Source organism: Larkinella bovis (genome assembly GCF_042655385.1).
Lineage (GTDB): Bacteria > Bacteroidota > Bacteroidia > Cytophagales > Spirosomataceae > Larkinella > Larkinella bovis.
Window position 1 is genome coordinate 24,442 of the sequence record NZ_JBHSMA010000011.1, and the last position, 14,664, is coordinate 39,105.

Here is a 14,664-nt window from a genome sequence, read left to right on the forward strand (position 1 = left end):
TTTATTGGTCAGTTTTCCGAAACCGGTTCGCTTTTTCCAGGTATTGCTTCGACAGCTTTTTCAGTTCCGGGGCGCTTTTCGGCGCTTTGAGCCGACTGACCTTCGTACGAAACTGCTCATCGGCGTAGATCGCGTCGGCGTCCCGGTGGTGCATCAGCGCATTCAGACTCACCGCCCGAATGTCTTTTTTCTCTTTTTCATCAAGGATCACCGGCTTGGCGAGTTCGATAAAATCGTCGGGATGGGCGGCCTGAAAAGCCGTTGCGCTGCTCATCCGCACTTCCTTCGACTGTCGTTTGTCGCTGAAGAGCCGCGCCAGCAGCGGTTTTGACTCCTGATCGAAGGCCAGTGCGTGGATGGCTTCAACCCTGGCGGTTTTATCGGTTTCCGGGTTTTGCAGGATTTCGCGGACGACCGGGTAGTAATTGGCGTGTGCATCGCGGGATAACAACTGAATGGCCTTGGCGGTGGACACGATCGGTTTTTCGTCGCCTTTTAAGCCATTGAGTAGCCGGTTTTGGACGAACTCATCCTGCTCATTCGCCAGCATACCGGCAGCTTCTTCCCGTAAACCGGGATCCGGATCATCCAGCAAGCCCCGCAGAACAGCCAGGTAATCGGAGCGCATCGCCCGGAAAACCGGCGACGCAAAGCTTAAAGCACCCAGGACATTTAACACATTTTTCCGGAGCAAAACCGGTTCGACAGGGTCGGCGAGAACCGCCAGACACTGGCTGATGAACGCCCCATCGCCCAGAATGGCCGTCGTAATTTTTTGCAACGCCAGCGAGCGGACGGTTGCATTGCGCTGTTTATCCAGAAACAACGCCTTCGCTTTTTCAACCGCATCGGGCTCTTTGATGAACGGGATGTCTTTCAGGATTTTCTGAAAATCGCCAACACGGGTGGCCTGTCTGAACTGATCCAGCAGGGACGCCTGTTTTTCCTCCGCCGACTGTAATTCCGACCGCAATCGACGCGCATATTCGAGCTTATCTTCCATCGTTCCACTAGCTAAAAGGAATGTCGTCGTACGAAAAATCGTTGCTATTACCCTGTGTTTTTCCGATGTAATCGATCATCTCGCCGACGGTGGGTAAGGCCGAAGGCTTACTAGTAATGGATGATCGGGGCATGGGGCCGCTCGTTGCCGTAGGGGGTCTGCCCCCCGTCGTGACGCCATTCCAGGGCCACATCGTATCACCCGGATTATCACCGATGGTTCCCCCCGACTGCGGTGAGTAGGTGGTGGTATCCAGCGGGTTGAAGAGATTAAGACTCCCCTGCCATTTGGCCCAAAGCCGGTCTACATTGCAATGCAGCAAAAAGAAAATAGGGTCCCGTGTAGCCGTGGCCGGACTGGTGATGGGTCCCGTTGAAAAACTGGTGTGGGCAAAACCGTGCGGATCGCCTTCCATGTCTGAGAAGCCGGTAAAATCCGTACCCAGCCGCAGGGTATCCGCTTCTGACATAACCAACCCTCCATTGGTCGTCGTATTAAACCGGGGGATCCGCACAATTCCTACGGCTCCTCCGATTGTCCAATTTCTTAAGGGATTGGTGGCATTCATTGCCACCCGACCAGCCGGATTGGGCGTCCCGCCCATGAAATCAGCGCTAAACAAATTAGGTGCTGGCTGGTCAAAACGCCAGTACGGCACGGTAACGCTGGGGTCGATGCCCTGTAACCGCCGTTCGATATCGAGTACGAAAGCCCGGTGCCAGGGCAGAAAAGCCGGGCGACCATGGATTTCATTGTCAGCAGCCGCATTATGGCCATCCAGAAAAATCTGGTAGGTGGCCGCCGACGCGTTCAGGGTGGCGTAGGCGCTCAAAAACCGGTCACGTTCGGCGGGGGTGAGCGTATTGGCATTCTTGCGAATCCGTACCATGAGCGTCCGTTCGCGCAAAACCGCCCCGGTGGCAGTGAGCGCGGCCACAATGCCGCCATCCTGATCGGCCGTACTGGGTGAACCAAATTTACCGCCGACAAAAAAGGTAACCGCCGTGCCGTTGCCGGGCACCGTCAGCGGCAGAGTATCCTGTTCGGCTGCAGTGTAGCTGGTGCGGAATTTGACCTGCCCTCCCCGGGTCGTGTCCTTGTTCCGCAACGTCACGCTGAGATCGGCTTGTGGCGGATTGGTGATCCGGATGCTGCACGACGAAGGCGTCCAACTCAGGTAGGCGTTCCCGGTGGCCGCATTATTCAGCATGATTTCGACCGTTGCGGCAGGGTTTGGGGCAACCGCCGGGGGAATCTGCCGGGCTCTGTCTAAACCTGCATTGGCCGTTTTATCCTTTTTGGTTAAGCTTCCCATGGCACTTCGCTGCGAAAGTAACTGGTATGCACTGAACTCAATGATGTTAAAAACCGGCTCTGATACCGGAAAAGAATCCTCAGGTAGCCGAAAAACCAGCACCGGCCGCCACAAGCCGACCCGGTAATCCGGCGGAATCGCTTAAAAAATGGGTCTAAATTCCTGTGGACAGGAAATCAATGTGGTACTCTGTGCAGGTTGTCGTACTAGCGTAATCGGGAGTTAGTCAATGAGCAGCGAAACGGGCTGGTGGTATTGTCTTCGGAAGGTATGAAAAATACAAGTGCCCGGCACTAAACTATTAGTAAACGATGGAGCCAATTAGCGAACGGTCAGCGCCTTAGGCATAACTGTTTAAGTAATTACCTTCATTGAAAATATAAAACCGGCCGCCGACCCGGTTTTATATTTTCAACCGCACAGGTTTTCGTCCTCATCCGGCGGCAAGGGCCGTTTCCGAATGCAATTCATGTAGCTGGGGATCGGGCAAATCGACAAATAAGACGCTCGGTCTTCCCCCACCAGCCCGGTTACCTGACGATGTGCTTTGGTCCCAATTGTTGCGGTTTTGTAGGGACCACTGGCGGGCAACGCATCTTTCCACAAACACTGATACCACGCCTGCAAGGCCGGGCCTTTGTGGCGGTCCAGCACCACCAATCCGTTTTTCGTTAACTCCGGCGTTCCGTGTACGAAAACCGGCAAACCCGCAAACAGCATGTAATAATGCAGCCCATCACCGGTTTCCAGACTCGTGGCAGCCGCCGTCAGAAAGGTTTTGATGGGGGTTAGTTTGGTGTCTTCAAGGAACGTGAGCAACGCCGTCTGATACCCCTGCAATTCCGCCACCGTGGGCGGATCGGGGGCGTGGGGCGAGGTCGTCGGCACGAACGACTGCGACAAGGCATCGTTGATTTGCTGCAACTGCTGAAACAGCGTAGTCCGTTGGGTCGCCGAGGCTCCGGCAGCCACCAGTGTCAGTAACTTCGGTCCCCAGGTTGGCAGATTGGACGTGATCGGCTGGAGAGCCGTCAGGACCGAAGCCTTGGGAACGGCCGCGGTCGGCACGGCAAAGAAATCTTTCAGGCTTCCGATAACCTGATTAAAATTCTGGCTGTTCAGTGCCGTCAAACCGGGGGTGGCGATAAACAGCGCCGGGATTTGGGAGCGCCAGGCCAGCGTGGCCAAGGCGGTGGCTTTCCCCTTCAGGAGTTTGAGCCAGAAATCCAGGTGCAGCGGTTTGACCCGGATCAGTTCCGCCCAGGTCGTAAAAGCGGCCTTGCGTTGGGTGGGCGTATACCCCCACTGGGAAGCATGATCGAGCGTCGTTTTGACCTGCGACTGGTTGGTCGGATTCCGGAACGCAATTTTGGGATAGGCCTGAAACCAGCGGGGCGCGGTTACGGTCGGTTTTTGTTCGCCGGAGCCCAAAAACTCCCGGATCGCTTCGACATAATCGGCATCCTCCCCGGCGCGACAGCCCCGAACGTCAATGAGCGTGGCGGTTTTGATGTGCGTCCGGGCTGCGGTCAGTTGCGCCCGAAAAACGCCGTCCTTTACAGCCTTCACGGCGGCTTTAAGCGTCGGAAAATCGTTCATATTGTCGGTATCCAATCCGAGGTTAGGATGGACATCCGGCATGTTCACGTTGCTGGTCAATCGATTGTACGTAATACCGGTTATCAACGTCCGAACGGCCTCTACCTGCGTGTCTGTCACATTTTTAGCCTTCACGACCAGGGGCCGCGTCTGGTCCAGAATTTCACCCACGAACGCTTCCAGCGTCTGCCGGTCGGTCTTGCTGATGCCACTCGTACTTGAGGCATTCCGACGCACCCGGCCCGGATCGCGCAGGTAGACAATATCGAAGCAGAATTTGACGTACTCCCGCAGATCGCCTTCAAAAACCCCCGACGTTTTCAATCCAAACGGCTCAAGCACATCGGCCTTGGTGTCGCGAATCAGTTTGGTGAGCTGCCCCATCACCGACTCCCAGTTGAACAAATGATTCACGGGCGTTTCAAACGGTGACAATAGCTTCAGGCCCGCCAGATCGCTCTTGGCAAATTCCCGAAAAATCTCCTTGTTGGTGCCTCGGACACCACCCGTAAAAAATGGAATGATCATGCCGCGCGGGTGGGCGTGACTGACGATGCCGATCCGTTGGTACGGCTGGGTTGCTTCCGACAAAGCCGTTACGATTTCAACCACGGAATCAACCCGTTGAACCGGAATCCCGAAGAGCGTATAATAATCTTTGGCTGAATCCAGAAAACCGTCTTCCTTCCGCTCCCGAATGAATACAATGTCCGGCACCCGCTCCGGTTTCCCCAGAAAGGCATTGGGCGGCAGGGGCGCGGGCTGGCCCCCACCGGTTGCCTGATTCGGCAGGATACCAATCACTTCTTTTTTGGCCGGTGTCTGATTACGTCGGGTCGTGGTACACATTAGTTGATGGGCATATGGGCGGATTCGATAATGGTGGCCAGTTCAAACGCCAGGTCCTGCAAGACCTGCGGAGGGTTATCGGTGAGGCCCGAAAAACAGATCGCAATGACATACTTGACCAGACCAATATCATTTTGGACGATGTTGGCCACATCCGAATAATGAAAATCCGAATAATGCTCCTGTCCGTTTATCACGGTTACTTTGTAATAAATGCCAATTTTGCTGTTAAGTTTTTTAAGCGTCAGGTGTTGCGTGCGGTCCAGCTCATCGCCGATGAAGCTCCGGGTGTACGACGGAATCGGGTCCGCCTGATCCGTGTAATCCGGTTTGTCCATCATCAACAACCAGTCTTTGGACGCGTCTGCATCAATCAGCTTCAGGTTGGCCGCCAGCCACATGCAACTGCCTACGATCTGCGCCGTTCCGCCCTGCGGGCTAACACCCTGAAAATCGGATCCATCCTGAATACCATCGTAATTTCGACTTACCCACAAGCCCCCGCCCGTTGTTTCATCACGCTGGTAAAAACCGGCTTTTTCCAGACAACCGTTGATGAACTGGTAGCCCAGCGCGTTGATGCAGGATGCAGCCGCAATATTATCCGACCAGCCAATCATCAATTCCAGCCGATCCCGGAAGCCCAGTGGATTCACAACGGCCCGCTTGGCTTTTTTCTGGGCTTCGGTTTTAACCGGCATTTTGTCGAATGGGTCCAGCGCCAGCAGCGAAGCCGCCCGGTTGGGTGCTTTAAAGTCATGATCGGCCTTGAAATCCAGTTGCCATTCGCCGTTGGGTAGCCTTTTGCCATCGAAGATGTCGTTCAAATTGGGCGGCCAGGTTTTAGACGGAACAACGTTCTTTTTAAACCGGTCGGGAAACGGTTTTTCTTCCTGTGACCAGTTGGCGGTTAATTCATCCAACACCGCCGATAAGGTGGTAGCGGTTGATTTTCGGGCATTTTCCCGGACGGTTTTTCGGAGCCAGAGAGCCGCAAACAAAACGCCGATTTTGGCCATACTGGCCACAAACGTCTGCTTCTTGTCGTTGTTCCCCAGGTAAAAAACCTCGCTTCCCGTGTAATCGATGAGGGAAAAAGGTAACCTCTTGTATTTGTTTTTCGCTTTCAGCACCTCAAAATCATGCGCCAGAATGCTGCCGGTGATGGCGTTGTAATCCAGGACCGGATGAACCGGCGGAAACAAACCGGGGGGTGGGCCGGGCGGTGCCGTGGCAACGGGCTTACTGATTTTCCGAACCTTTTCGCGGGGCGCGGTGGTCTGTGAACGGGTCGTGGTGCACATGATCGTTGAAAGAAAGCATAAAACCGGGATGAAGTCCTTAGGCGGTCCGTTGCAGGGGGCCTTCGCGGTAATACCTCGAAATCCAGTGCGCCCGCGTCCCGGACAGGCCCATCAGTACATCGGTAAAATTGGTCCCCGGGAAATACCGGTTTCGCAGTTCTTCAACGATTTTCCCACAGTACGTGATGTTGCTTTTCGGAAACCGGATCAGGTTGAACAGATCAATCTTTTTGTTTTCGTCGAGAGCCGCCAGCGTCTGCCGAAGTTGTTCGTCGGCCGTCAGGCGTTGCCCGGTTTCTTCCGGCAATTCGGTCCAGGGGAGTCCGCCGGGCGTGATCATCGCCAGCAGGCTCATCCGGATTTTGCACACCCCGGCCCCTTCGCTGGTCAGACTGACGAAATCCTCCGTACCATCGTTCAGCGCAGCGGCCAGTTGATCCAGCCGCGTTTGCCGCTGCGCCGGAGGTTGCTGCAACGCGCCGTCGGAAACCATGCTGAAGACGAACTGCTTAAAACCGTCGCCCGCTTCGGGCGTTTGCAGTGCAACGGCCTGGTAATACGGGTTGTGGTCGTTCACCAGTTCGCGGGCCACCTCCAGATTCCCGATGCCCGGCCCCGGTTCGCTGGCCGATTCCTCAATCAGATCCTCCAGTTCGGCGTTGGTCATAACGATCTCCTGACTGAGCGTCAGCGTCGCCAGCGCCTGATTGCCCGCATCCAGCAGTTTAACCTCCACCGTGGTGTGACCGACCGACTGGGGTGTATAAACGAATTCGCCCGTTGGTGTTGACTGCACCCCTGGCGTGTCAGTGTTTTCAGTGATGGTCCACGCAAAAGTCTGAACGGCATCCATCAGGCTAGCATCCGTGACAAAAACGACGAACCGGTTTTGCCGGTTGACCACCAGGGGCGAAATAATGTAGGAGATCAACACTGCCCGATCCCCCTCAGCAGCAACCGACTGCCCCAGTTCATCGGGCGTAAGTCCAGCGGGTAATCGACGCTCTGTTTTACGAACCGGCATAGGTTGAAAAAGTTAGACACGATTTTTCGACAGATGGGAACGCCAACGGAATGAATGCACAACCGCTTATACTAAAACGTATTCCGAAGGTAGAATGTCGAGCAGGAGGACGCGCTACCCGGAGGGACAGCGCCAGGATTAATGCGAATAAAAGTAGAAATTATATGGATTAATTACCCAACGAATTATTAAACGGTTGCCAATTCCGCTGGCCGGGTGCCCGGCTATTCGACGACACCCGTGGCCAGTTTGTTGGACTGGTTAGCCACATCCAGCCAAAAACCGTTCACAAAAACGTAGCGTAACTGCTTCCCCCGCAACAGCAGGAACGTCGGAATCCGGCCGGTTTGCACGGGCCGCACCGCCGTGGTTGTGGGCTGGAGCAGGTGAACCGGCGACAGGTGCGTCGTAGCGCGCGACGGACTGGCCAGCCGAAACGTCGTGACGCCCTGTTGCAGCAGCGAATCCAGTTTGTATTTTTTCAGATCGGCCATCGACCGCAGGGTATCCGGGTAAATCCGGCCCGGTGCCAGCGTCAAACCGGTGGCGTCGATTTCTTCAATGCCGAAAAAGGGCGACAGATCGCCAAAATCGTCGATGCTGCTCCGGTAGCCAAACGTGGCCGCGTTGCCCACATTCACTTCGTAGCGGTTGATGCCCAGATCGACGGTCACCGGTTTGCCTCCGCGCATGATCTGCGCATTCCGGATCAGCACGTCAAACAGGTAACGGTCGTTTTCCGGAATGGTGTTGTATTCCGACCGCGATTCAGTTTTATACGCATCCGTCGCAATAGCCTGCAAACCCGACAGAATGGCGATGTAATTCAATTTGCGGATGAACTGCTTTTCGGGATCGTTCGGATAACCGCCCGACTCAATCAGAATCAGCGTGGTGCCCCATTTCTGGATGTTATCGCCGAATGCCCGGGGTTCGAATTCGTCGGAATACCGCCCGACGCCCCCCGGAATGAACTGCTGCAACACCCGGTTCATGCCCACGATCAACTGCATCGAGCGTTCGCGCACCGGATTGATGTTCCGGGCTTCATCGTAGGCCGTCGCCAGGAACGAAATGGTGGCCTGTTTACGGCTGTGGCCGACGCTATAGCGGGTGCCCTGATCGTGGAGGTTGAACCCGACCAACGGTTTCAGCGATTGCTGCAGGCCTTTCAGAATGACGGATTCCGGCGATTGCAGCCGCAGCGCATCCCGGTTCAAATCGATGTCCAGGACATTCCGGCGCTGGTAGCGCTCGGCCCCGTCGGGGTTCAGCATCGGCACGAAATAAAGCGTCGTTTCGGCCAGCAACTGCTTTTTAAACGCATCAAACGGCCCCTCCCGGCGGAGCCAGTTGAAAATATCGAAGAGCGCCATGGTGGCCGAGGGCTCGTCGCCGTGCATCTGCGACCACAACAGCACCTTGCGCGGCCCGTTGCCCACCTTAATCAACTGAATCGGCCGTTTTTCGACCGACTCCCCCACGTTCGTGACCTCAAACCGGGAGTCAGTTTTCAGTTGGTCAATCAGCGGCAAAATATCGGACTGCTTGAACCGGCGGTGGGTAAGCCCCGGTTCGCGGTAGGTATCGTAGGTATCAAACAGTTGTCGGGAAAGAGACAAATCCTGGCCGAATAAAGAAGTCATTAGCAACAGATTAAACGCAAAGATTAAAAAGGCCGTCGTAAATTTCAGCATGTCGGGTAAGGGTTTTGCCAATAAATTCCATTATTCCGGTTTGCGCATCAGGGACGTCCCAGGTATAAACCCGCCAGCGATGCCAGTAAACACAACACGACATTCAACACCACATTAGACGCTGCGGCCAGCCAGCGCCCGGTTTGCAGCAACAATAAGGTATCAGTACTAAAGGTTGAAAAGGTGCTGAAACCGCCACAAAAACCGACGCCGATCAGCAGCCGGTACATTTCGCGCCCCGACGTCCGGGCAGTCAGCCAGCCGACCAGAAACCCGAGAATCAGGCTGGCCAGCACGTTAACGATCAGCGTCGAAGCCGGAAATGTGGTTTTCAGCCACGGTTGGATATAACGGCTAACCCCGTACCGGGCGACACTTCCCAAACCGCCCCCGAAAAAAACCAGCCAAAACGGATTCGTTATCATTTCTGCCAAATCAGGTTGTAAAAATAGCCGGTTTTTTACCAAAAAGCCTATTATTGTAGCATGACACCTACCGAAACAAACCGCCCTTCTCAACTCCTGCGCCTGTTGGGCGTCGGTTTCGGCGTTGCCGTCACCATTGGCGGAACCATCGGCACCGGCATTCTCCGCCGACCGGGTACCATTGCGCAGGAATTGGGCCAGCCGTCGCTGGCGTTGCTGGTCTGGGTGCTGGTGGGTGTTTACGCGCTGGTCGGTTCGCTGCAGGTGATCGAACTGGGTACGATGATTCCAAAAGCCGGGGGCTGGTACGTGTTTGCACGCCGGGCGTTTGGCGATTATTTCGGGTTTCTCATCGGCATCAGTAGCTGGCTGGGCAGCATCTCCGCGATGGCTTTCGGGGCCGCGGTGATGGGTGAATACATCGCCCTTCTGGTGCCGGACTGGTCGGCCTATATCAGGTTGATGGCGATTGGGATTCTGGTCGCCTTTACGGTTTTCCACTGGTTTGGCGTTCGGCTCGCCAGCCGGGCGCAGGAAGTGATGAGCGTGATCAAAGCCGTGGGCCTACTGGCTTTTGTGGTAGTATGTTTCGCCTATACCCCCGACAAACCCCTGACGTTTTCGGGAGACAACACCATTCCCATCGCCGGGTCGCTGTTTGTTGGGATTCTGGCGGCTTTGCAGTCGGTTTTCTATACCTACGACGGCTGGCATACGGCGGCCTATTTTACCGAAGAGGACGTCAATCCCAACAAAAACCTGCCGCGTTCGATGATGATTGGCGTTCTGCTGATCATCGGTATTTACCTGCTGGTCAATCTGGCGCTCTTTTACGTAATGCCCATCGAGCAACTGGCCCAATCCAAACTTCCGGCCGCCGACGCCATTCAGGTGCTGTTCGGTCCGGCCAGCGCCAAAGTAGTGACGCTCCTGCTGATGATTTCGATCATGGGGATCATCAACGCCCAGATTATGTTTAATCCGCGGGTCTTGTTCGCCATCAGCCGCGACGGGTTGTTTGCCCGCTACTTCACCCGCGTCAATACCGGCGGTACCCCCAGCCCGGCCATGTTCCTGACCGCCGGAATGTCCATTCTGATGATCCTGACCGGCACCTACAGCAAATTATCCGATGTGGCCGCGTTCTTTTTTGTCCTCTGCTACGCGGCTGCTTTCGCTTCGCTGATCCGTCTGCGGCAGATTGCCCCGGAACTGCCGCGCCCGTTCCGGGCCTGGGGGTATCCGGTCGCAACCTGGCTGATGATGGTTATTTCGCTGGCGTTTCTGGTGGGAGTGATTTACAGCGACCCGTCCAGCAGTGCCTACGCCGTCGGGTTCATCATTCTGAGTTATCCGCTGTTTTTGCTGGTCAAACGCTTGAATCGCTCCTAAAAGGTACCAATGCTATGTTAAAAACCATCCAATCGCTGTTCGTGCGCGACCTGAAACGGCTCCGCCACGAAATCGAGCTGTATCAGGACGAAGCCAACCTGTGGGTGACCGACGGGCAAATTGCCAATCCGGCGGGGAACTTGTGCCTGCATCTGGTCGGAAATCTGAACACCTACATCGGGGCGGTTTTTGGAAATACCGGTTATGTCCGGCACCGTGATCTGGAGTTTTCCCTGCGGGATGTGCCCCGGAGCGAGTTACTTCAGAAAATCGACGAGACGCTGGAAGTGGTCCGGCAGTCGCTGGCGCAGGTGAGCGAAGACCAGCTACAGGACGAATACCCGTTGCTGGTGTTTGACGAAAAAACGACAACCGAATATTTCCTGATTCACTTAACCACCCACCTGACCTATCACCTCGGCCAGGTCAATTACCACCGGCGGTTACTGGATACCACCCACTAGCGGAGACGCCCTCCATCCGGAAAAACCGGATGGAATTCGTTATTTCTTCGGTTCATCGTAGCTCAGACCGTACTGTTTCAGCACGTCTTCCGGCACGCCGTCCCATTTGTTGGGTGTATTGCCGACGTACCCGAGGTCATCGATCCCCATTTTGCTGGTGTAAAAACCGCCCAGGACGAAATTGCGCATCATCGTGAAGAAGGCCACGCCCTGGGTCAGGTCAGACGGCACCTGTTTGCCGGGATAGGCAATCTGCTCGACCAGATCGATTTGCTGCTCCCGGCTGCATTTCGCAAACGGGTTTCCGTAGCGGCTGACGCATTTCCGGTCGAGCCAGCGGAGTCCTCCGCGCATAGGTGTCTGGTTGCGGGGCTGGTCGCGCATCATGAAATCGATGAACGCCGGGACACCGGCCTGCGACGCACTCCCCGACCGGGCATCCGCCGGAATGATGATGTCGCTCAAGAGCGTGACGGTTTGCAGTTCTGCCGGGGTGAAGAATTTTTCCGACGTCAGCAGCATCCGATCGCGCTCCGCTTCGAATTTCTGCCGCCCGGGCAGCAGCTTGATGGCGGGTTTGGGTTCGGGGGGCGCCGGCACTGCCGCTTCCACCGGGTTCACCGCCAACCCCAGGGACGTAATGGATAGGGCTTTAAGCGTATCTCTGCGTTTCATGTTTTTAAAGGTTTACGGTATTCGGTTCACGGTTTTCAGTTTTCGGTATTAAAATCAGCATCCTCCCTAAGGTCATAGGTCACTTCGTCTTCTGCGGCTTTATATTTTAAACCACGTACGGGAGACTTCTTAAGTGCCTGAATTAAACCAAAAAGCATTTTGCCGATACGGTCAGTAGTTGAATAGAACAAATTGAATTGTTCCTGCTCAATATGCTTGCGATCCAACGCGCGGTACAATTGCGATTTAACTTCGGTACTTGAACCGCTCGAATAGCCGAGAAATACAATAAACTCTGCCCGATTCGCTCGTCCAAAGCCTTCAGCTATGTTGTCCATAATTGAACCGCTAGCCCGGTTTATCTGATTTTTCAGCTCAAAATCTTTTGAAAAGCTTCCTTCCTGACTTAGCCAGAAGATATCTCCTGCTAGTTTTCGAGCTAGTTTCCAGACTTCTAAATCCTCAAATCGATTGATCTTAGCCATTTTGTGAATTAGTACAGTGCTCCGAAAAACCATATACCGAAAACTGAAAACCGTATACCAATTAAATATTCTTCTGCTTCACCTGATCGATCAAATACTCCGACGTACGCATGGAAGAGGCCAGAATGGTCCAGGTGACGTTTTTGTCGCCCTGGGAAACGAAGGGGGCGGCATCGACCACGAACAGGTTCTTGACGTCGTGCGCCTGCTGGTACTTGTTCAGTGCCGACGTCTTCGGGTCGTTCCCCATCCGGACGGTGCCGACTTCGTGGATGATCCGGCCCGGCGCGGCCAGTCCGTAGTTCTGCTCTTTGCCCGGTTTGCTGCCCATCGGAATGCCCCCCATCGCGTGGATGATTTCCTCGAACGTATCCTGCATGTGCCTGGCCTGTTTGATTTCATTCTCCGACCACTTGTAGTGGAACCGCAACGTCGGAATCCCGTACTTATCAACGGTATTCGGGTCAATTTCGCAGTAGTTACTCTCCAGCGGAATCGGTTCTCCCCGACCCGACATGCTGATGTAGGCCCCATAAAACCGCCGGACATCATCTTTCAGACCGGCCCCGTAGCCTCCCGCCGGTTTCATCTTGCCGTCGCGACCGGGAATTTTACCGTTCAGGTTTTCGATGCCACCGCCAAAGCCGTAACCGGGCATGCCCATGCCACCGCCGTACTCGATATGGTACCCACGCGGAAAATCGAGCTTTTTGTTGTCGAGCCACCAGGGCGTAAAGACGTGCATGCCGCCCACACCGTCTTCGTTGTAGCGTTTGCGGTCCATCAGGGCGGGCACAAAACCGGAGCGGGAGGCCCCTGTCGAATCATTCAGGTATTTCCCCACCACCCCGCTGGAGTTGGCCAGGCCGGTCGGGAAGCGCGACGATTTGGAGTTCAGCAGCAGTCGCGCCGATTCGCAGGTGCTGGCTCCGAGAATGACGGTTTTCGCCCGCACCGAAATTTCCTGCAAACTGATCGTATCAACGTAGGAAACGCCCGTGGCCAAACCGGTATTGGCGTCCGTCAGCACTTCGCGCACCATCGCGTTGTTGATCAGCGTCAGGTTGCCGGTTTTCATCGCCGGAATGCACAGCACCGAAGAGGACGAAAAATCGGCGTAGGCCGAACAGCCCCGGTTGCACTGACGGCAGTAAAAACACTGTCCGCGCTCGTTATTGATGGGTTGCGTCAGAATCGAAAGCCGCGACGGAATCACCGGAATCCCAATGCCGGTAGCGGCTTTTTTAAGCATTAATTCGTGTAATCGCGGTTTGGGGGGCGGCAGAAAATGACCGTCGGGTTCATTGTGGAGATTTTCAACCGAGCCAAAGACGCCAATCAGCTTATCCACCCGGTCGTAGAACGGTTTCAGGTCTTCGTATTGGATAGGCCAGTCGTCGCCGATGCCGGTAAGGGTCTTGCGCCGGAAATCATCCGGTCCGAACCGCATCGAAATCCGGCCCCAGTGGTTGGTCCGGCCGCCCAGCATCCGGGAACGAAACCAGAAGAAATCGCCCCCCGGTTTGGACGAATACGGTTCGCCTTCGATTTCCCAGCCACCCCAGGCCGCATCGAAGTCGCCCCCCGCCCGCGTGCTGCTGGCCCCGCGCCGGGGCGATTCGTAGGGCCACTTGAGTTGCGTCATGTACTTCGGATCGGCAGGGTCAAAATAGCCACCGGCTTCGAGCAGCAGCACCTTGGCACCGGCTTTGGTCAGCATATAAGCCGCCATGCCGCCCCCCGCACCCGATCCGACCACAACGGCATCGTATACCACGGGAGGCTTTTTGAGTTGAAACAAGTCCATTGGAAAAGGTTTAGGAATAGGCTTACCGGAAATATACTACAAATTCCGGCCATTATACCCTAAAAAGCAAGAAAACCGCATCAACTACTGGATGCGGTTTCATTATCTATCGGCCCGGGATCAACAAGGCACCCGAACGGCTGGCAGGCGCTAAACCGGATCGGCGCGTTCCCGGCTAACGGAGGAATGCGGCAGGTCTGCGATGCGGGTTGGCAGGGCAATAACCGGCTTGTTATCAACCATTTTTACGTCCCAGAGCGAAATGGATTCGTGCGGAATATTGAGTCGGGCCAGTTCGCCGGTCACTTCGTTATAGGCCCGTTGATTCAGACTTTTCAGGCTTTGCATATCCGCCGGTTTCAGCAACGCCAGGGTTTCGATCAGGCTCAGGCGGCCCACCTCGGCCAGGTTGCAGATTTTCCGGCGTCGAACGACCGAATAAAACGTCATCCGGGTTTGCACCCGCAACGGAATCTGGTCCAGCGTAATGGCGGGAATTTCACTCAGGATTTGGCGTCGGCGCTGAATTTCACTCTCCAGAAATGATTGCAACCGGATGAGTTCAGCACCGGAAACACTGGTAATTTTCTGGCGCAATTGATCAAGCGTCAATTCCTCCGGCATG

13 protein-coding genes are annotated in these 14,664 nt (G+C 55.2%); 2 read left to right on the top strand and 11 right to left on the bottom strand.

Going from position 1 to position 14,664, the window contains the following annotated elements:
• Position 1: 1 nt before the first annotated feature.
• The 7 genes from ACFPMF_RS22955 to crcB form a co-directional block, all read right to left on the bottom strand.
• Entirely contained in the window at positions 2 to 1,003 is a 1,002-nt protein-coding gene (locus tag ACFPMF_RS22955) for a hypothetical protein (protein ID WP_379849487.1), read from the bottom strand.
• 7 nt (positions 1,004 to 1,010) lie between these two features.
• Complete coding sequence (locus ACFPMF_RS22960; RefSeq protein WP_379849489.1) at positions 1,011 to 2,318, bottom strand: tyrosinase family protein; 1,308 nt, start codon at positions 2,316 to 2,318, stop codon at positions 1,011 to 1,013.
• A gap of 411 nt (positions 2,319 to 2,729) precedes the next feature.
• On the bottom strand, positions 2,730 to 4,766 hold the full coding sequence (locus ACFPMF_RS22965; RefSeq protein ID WP_379849491.1) for a hypothetical protein: 2,037 nt from the start codon (positions 4,764 to 4,766) through the stop codon (positions 2,730 to 2,732).
• Positions 4,766 to 6,070: a hypothetical protein gene (locus tag ACFPMF_RS22970; RefSeq protein ID WP_379849493.1), complete on the bottom strand. Its 1,305-nt coding sequence runs from the start codon at positions 6,068 to 6,070 to the stop codon at positions 4,766 to 4,768. Before ACFPMF_RS22970 ends, ACFPMF_RS22965 begins: the two co-directional genes overlap by 1 nt.
• Before the next feature lie 37 nt (positions 6,071 to 6,107).
• Positions 6,108 to 7,094, bottom strand: coding sequence for a hypothetical protein (locus ACFPMF_RS22975; RefSeq protein WP_379849495.1), 987 nt, complete (start codon positions 7,092 to 7,094; stop codon positions 6,108 to 6,110).
• 224 nt (positions 7,095 to 7,318) lie between these two features.
• Positions 7,319 to 8,791, bottom strand: a complete 1,473-nt coding sequence (locus ACFPMF_RS22980) for a M14 family metallopeptidase (RefSeq protein WP_379849497.1) — start codon at positions 8,789 to 8,791, stop codon at positions 7,319 to 7,321.
• Between the two features lie 47 nt (positions 8,792 to 8,838).
• Positions 8,839 to 9,216 (bottom strand): fluoride efflux transporter CrcB, encoded by a 378-nt coding sequence (gene crcB / locus ACFPMF_RS22985; RefSeq protein ID WP_379849499.1) that lies wholly within the window; start codon positions 9,214 to 9,216, stop codon positions 8,839 to 8,841.
• Positions 9,217 to 9,276: 60 nt separating this feature from the next.
• Here crcB and ACFPMF_RS22990 point away from each other — a divergent pair, with 60 nt between their 5' ends.
• Together ACFPMF_RS22990 and ACFPMF_RS22995 are read left to right on the top strand one after the other, a co-directional pair.
• Positions 9,277 to 10,608: an APC family permease gene (locus ACFPMF_RS22990; protein WP_379849501.1), complete on the top strand. Its 1,332-nt coding sequence runs from the start codon at positions 9,277 to 9,279 to the stop codon at positions 10,606 to 10,608.
• Positions 10,609 to 10,622: 14 nt separating this feature from the next.
• Complete coding sequence (locus ACFPMF_RS22995) at positions 10,623 to 11,072, top strand: DUF1572 family protein (protein WP_379849503.1); 450 nt, start codon at positions 10,623 to 10,625, stop codon at positions 11,070 to 11,072.
• A 39-nt stretch (positions 11,073 to 11,111) separates the two neighbouring features.
• On the opposite strand, the gene ACFPMF_RS23000 is transcribed toward ACFPMF_RS22995, so the two are convergent.
• From ACFPMF_RS23000 to ACFPMF_RS23015, 4 genes are all read right to left on the bottom strand, one after another.
• Positions 11,112 to 11,747 (bottom strand): gluconate 2-dehydrogenase subunit 3 family protein, encoded by a 636-nt coding sequence (locus ACFPMF_RS23000; protein WP_379849505.1) that lies wholly within the window; start codon positions 11,745 to 11,747, stop codon positions 11,112 to 11,114.
• A 35-nt stretch (positions 11,748 to 11,782) separates the two neighbouring features.
• Entirely contained in the window at positions 11,783 to 12,232 is a 450-nt protein-coding gene (locus ACFPMF_RS23005; RefSeq protein WP_379849507.1) for a four helix bundle protein, read from the bottom strand.
• Between the two features lie 61 nt (positions 12,233 to 12,293).
• On the bottom strand, positions 12,294 to 14,039 hold the full coding sequence (locus ACFPMF_RS23010; protein WP_379849509.1) for a GMC oxidoreductase: 1,746 nt from the start codon (positions 14,037 to 14,039) through the stop codon (positions 12,294 to 12,296).
• Between the two features lie 150 nt (positions 14,040 to 14,189).
• A complete protein-coding gene (locus ACFPMF_RS23015; RefSeq protein WP_379849511.1) occupies positions 14,190 to 14,663 on the bottom strand; it encodes a hypothetical protein in 474 nt (157 codons plus the stop codon).
• Position 14,664 lies beyond the last annotated feature (1 nt).

Bases quoted from the DNA above. Each gene is read 5' to 3' on its own strand.
- ACFPMF_RS23015 (WP_379849511.1), bottom strand. From the start codon at position 14,663: ATGCCGGAGGAATTGACGCTTGATCAATTGCGCCAGAAAATTACCAGT.
- ACFPMF_RS22995 (WP_379849503.1), top strand. From the start codon at position 10,623: ATGTTAAAAACCATCCAATCGCTGTTCGTGCGCGACCTGAAACGGCTC.
- ACFPMF_RS22965 (WP_379849491.1), bottom strand. From the start codon at position 4,766: ATGTGTACCACGACCCGACGTAATCAGACACCGGCCAAAAAAGAAGTG.
- crcB (WP_379849499.1), bottom strand. From the start codon at position 9,216: ATGATAACGAATCCGTTTTGGCTGGTTTTTTTCGGGGGCGGTTTGGGA.
- ACFPMF_RS23010 (WP_379849509.1), bottom strand. From the start codon at position 14,039: ATGGACTTGTTTCAACTCAAAAAGCCTCCCGTGGTATACGATGCCGTT.
- ACFPMF_RS23000 (WP_379849505.1), bottom strand. From the start codon at position 11,747: ATGAAACGCAGAGATACGCTTAAAGCCCTATCCATTACGTCCCTGGGG.
- ACFPMF_RS22990 (WP_379849501.1), top strand. From the start codon at position 9,277: ATGACACCTACCGAAACAAACCGCCCTTCTCAACTCCTGCGCCTGTTG.
- ACFPMF_RS22975 (WP_379849495.1), bottom strand. From the start codon at position 7,094: ATGCCGGTTCGTAAAACAGAGCGTCGATTACCCGCTGGACTTACGCCC.
- ACFPMF_RS23005 (WP_379849507.1), bottom strand. From the start codon at position 12,232: ATGGCTAAGATCAATCGATTTGAGGATTTAGAAGTCTGGAAACTAGCT.
- ACFPMF_RS22960 (WP_379849489.1), bottom strand. From the start codon at position 2,318: ATGGGAAGCTTAACCAAAAAGGATAAAACGGCCAATGCAGGTTTAGAC.
- ACFPMF_RS22980 (WP_379849497.1), bottom strand. From the start codon at position 8,791: ATGCTGAAATTTACGACGGCCTTTTTAATCTTTGCGTTTAATCTGTTG.
- ACFPMF_RS22955 (WP_379849487.1), bottom strand. From the start codon at position 1,003: ATGGAAGATAAGCTCGAATATGCGCGTCGATTGCGGTCGGAATTACAG.
- ACFPMF_RS22970 (WP_379849493.1), bottom strand. From the start codon at position 6,070: ATGTGCACCACGACCCGTTCACAGACCACCGCGCCCCGCGAAAAGGTT.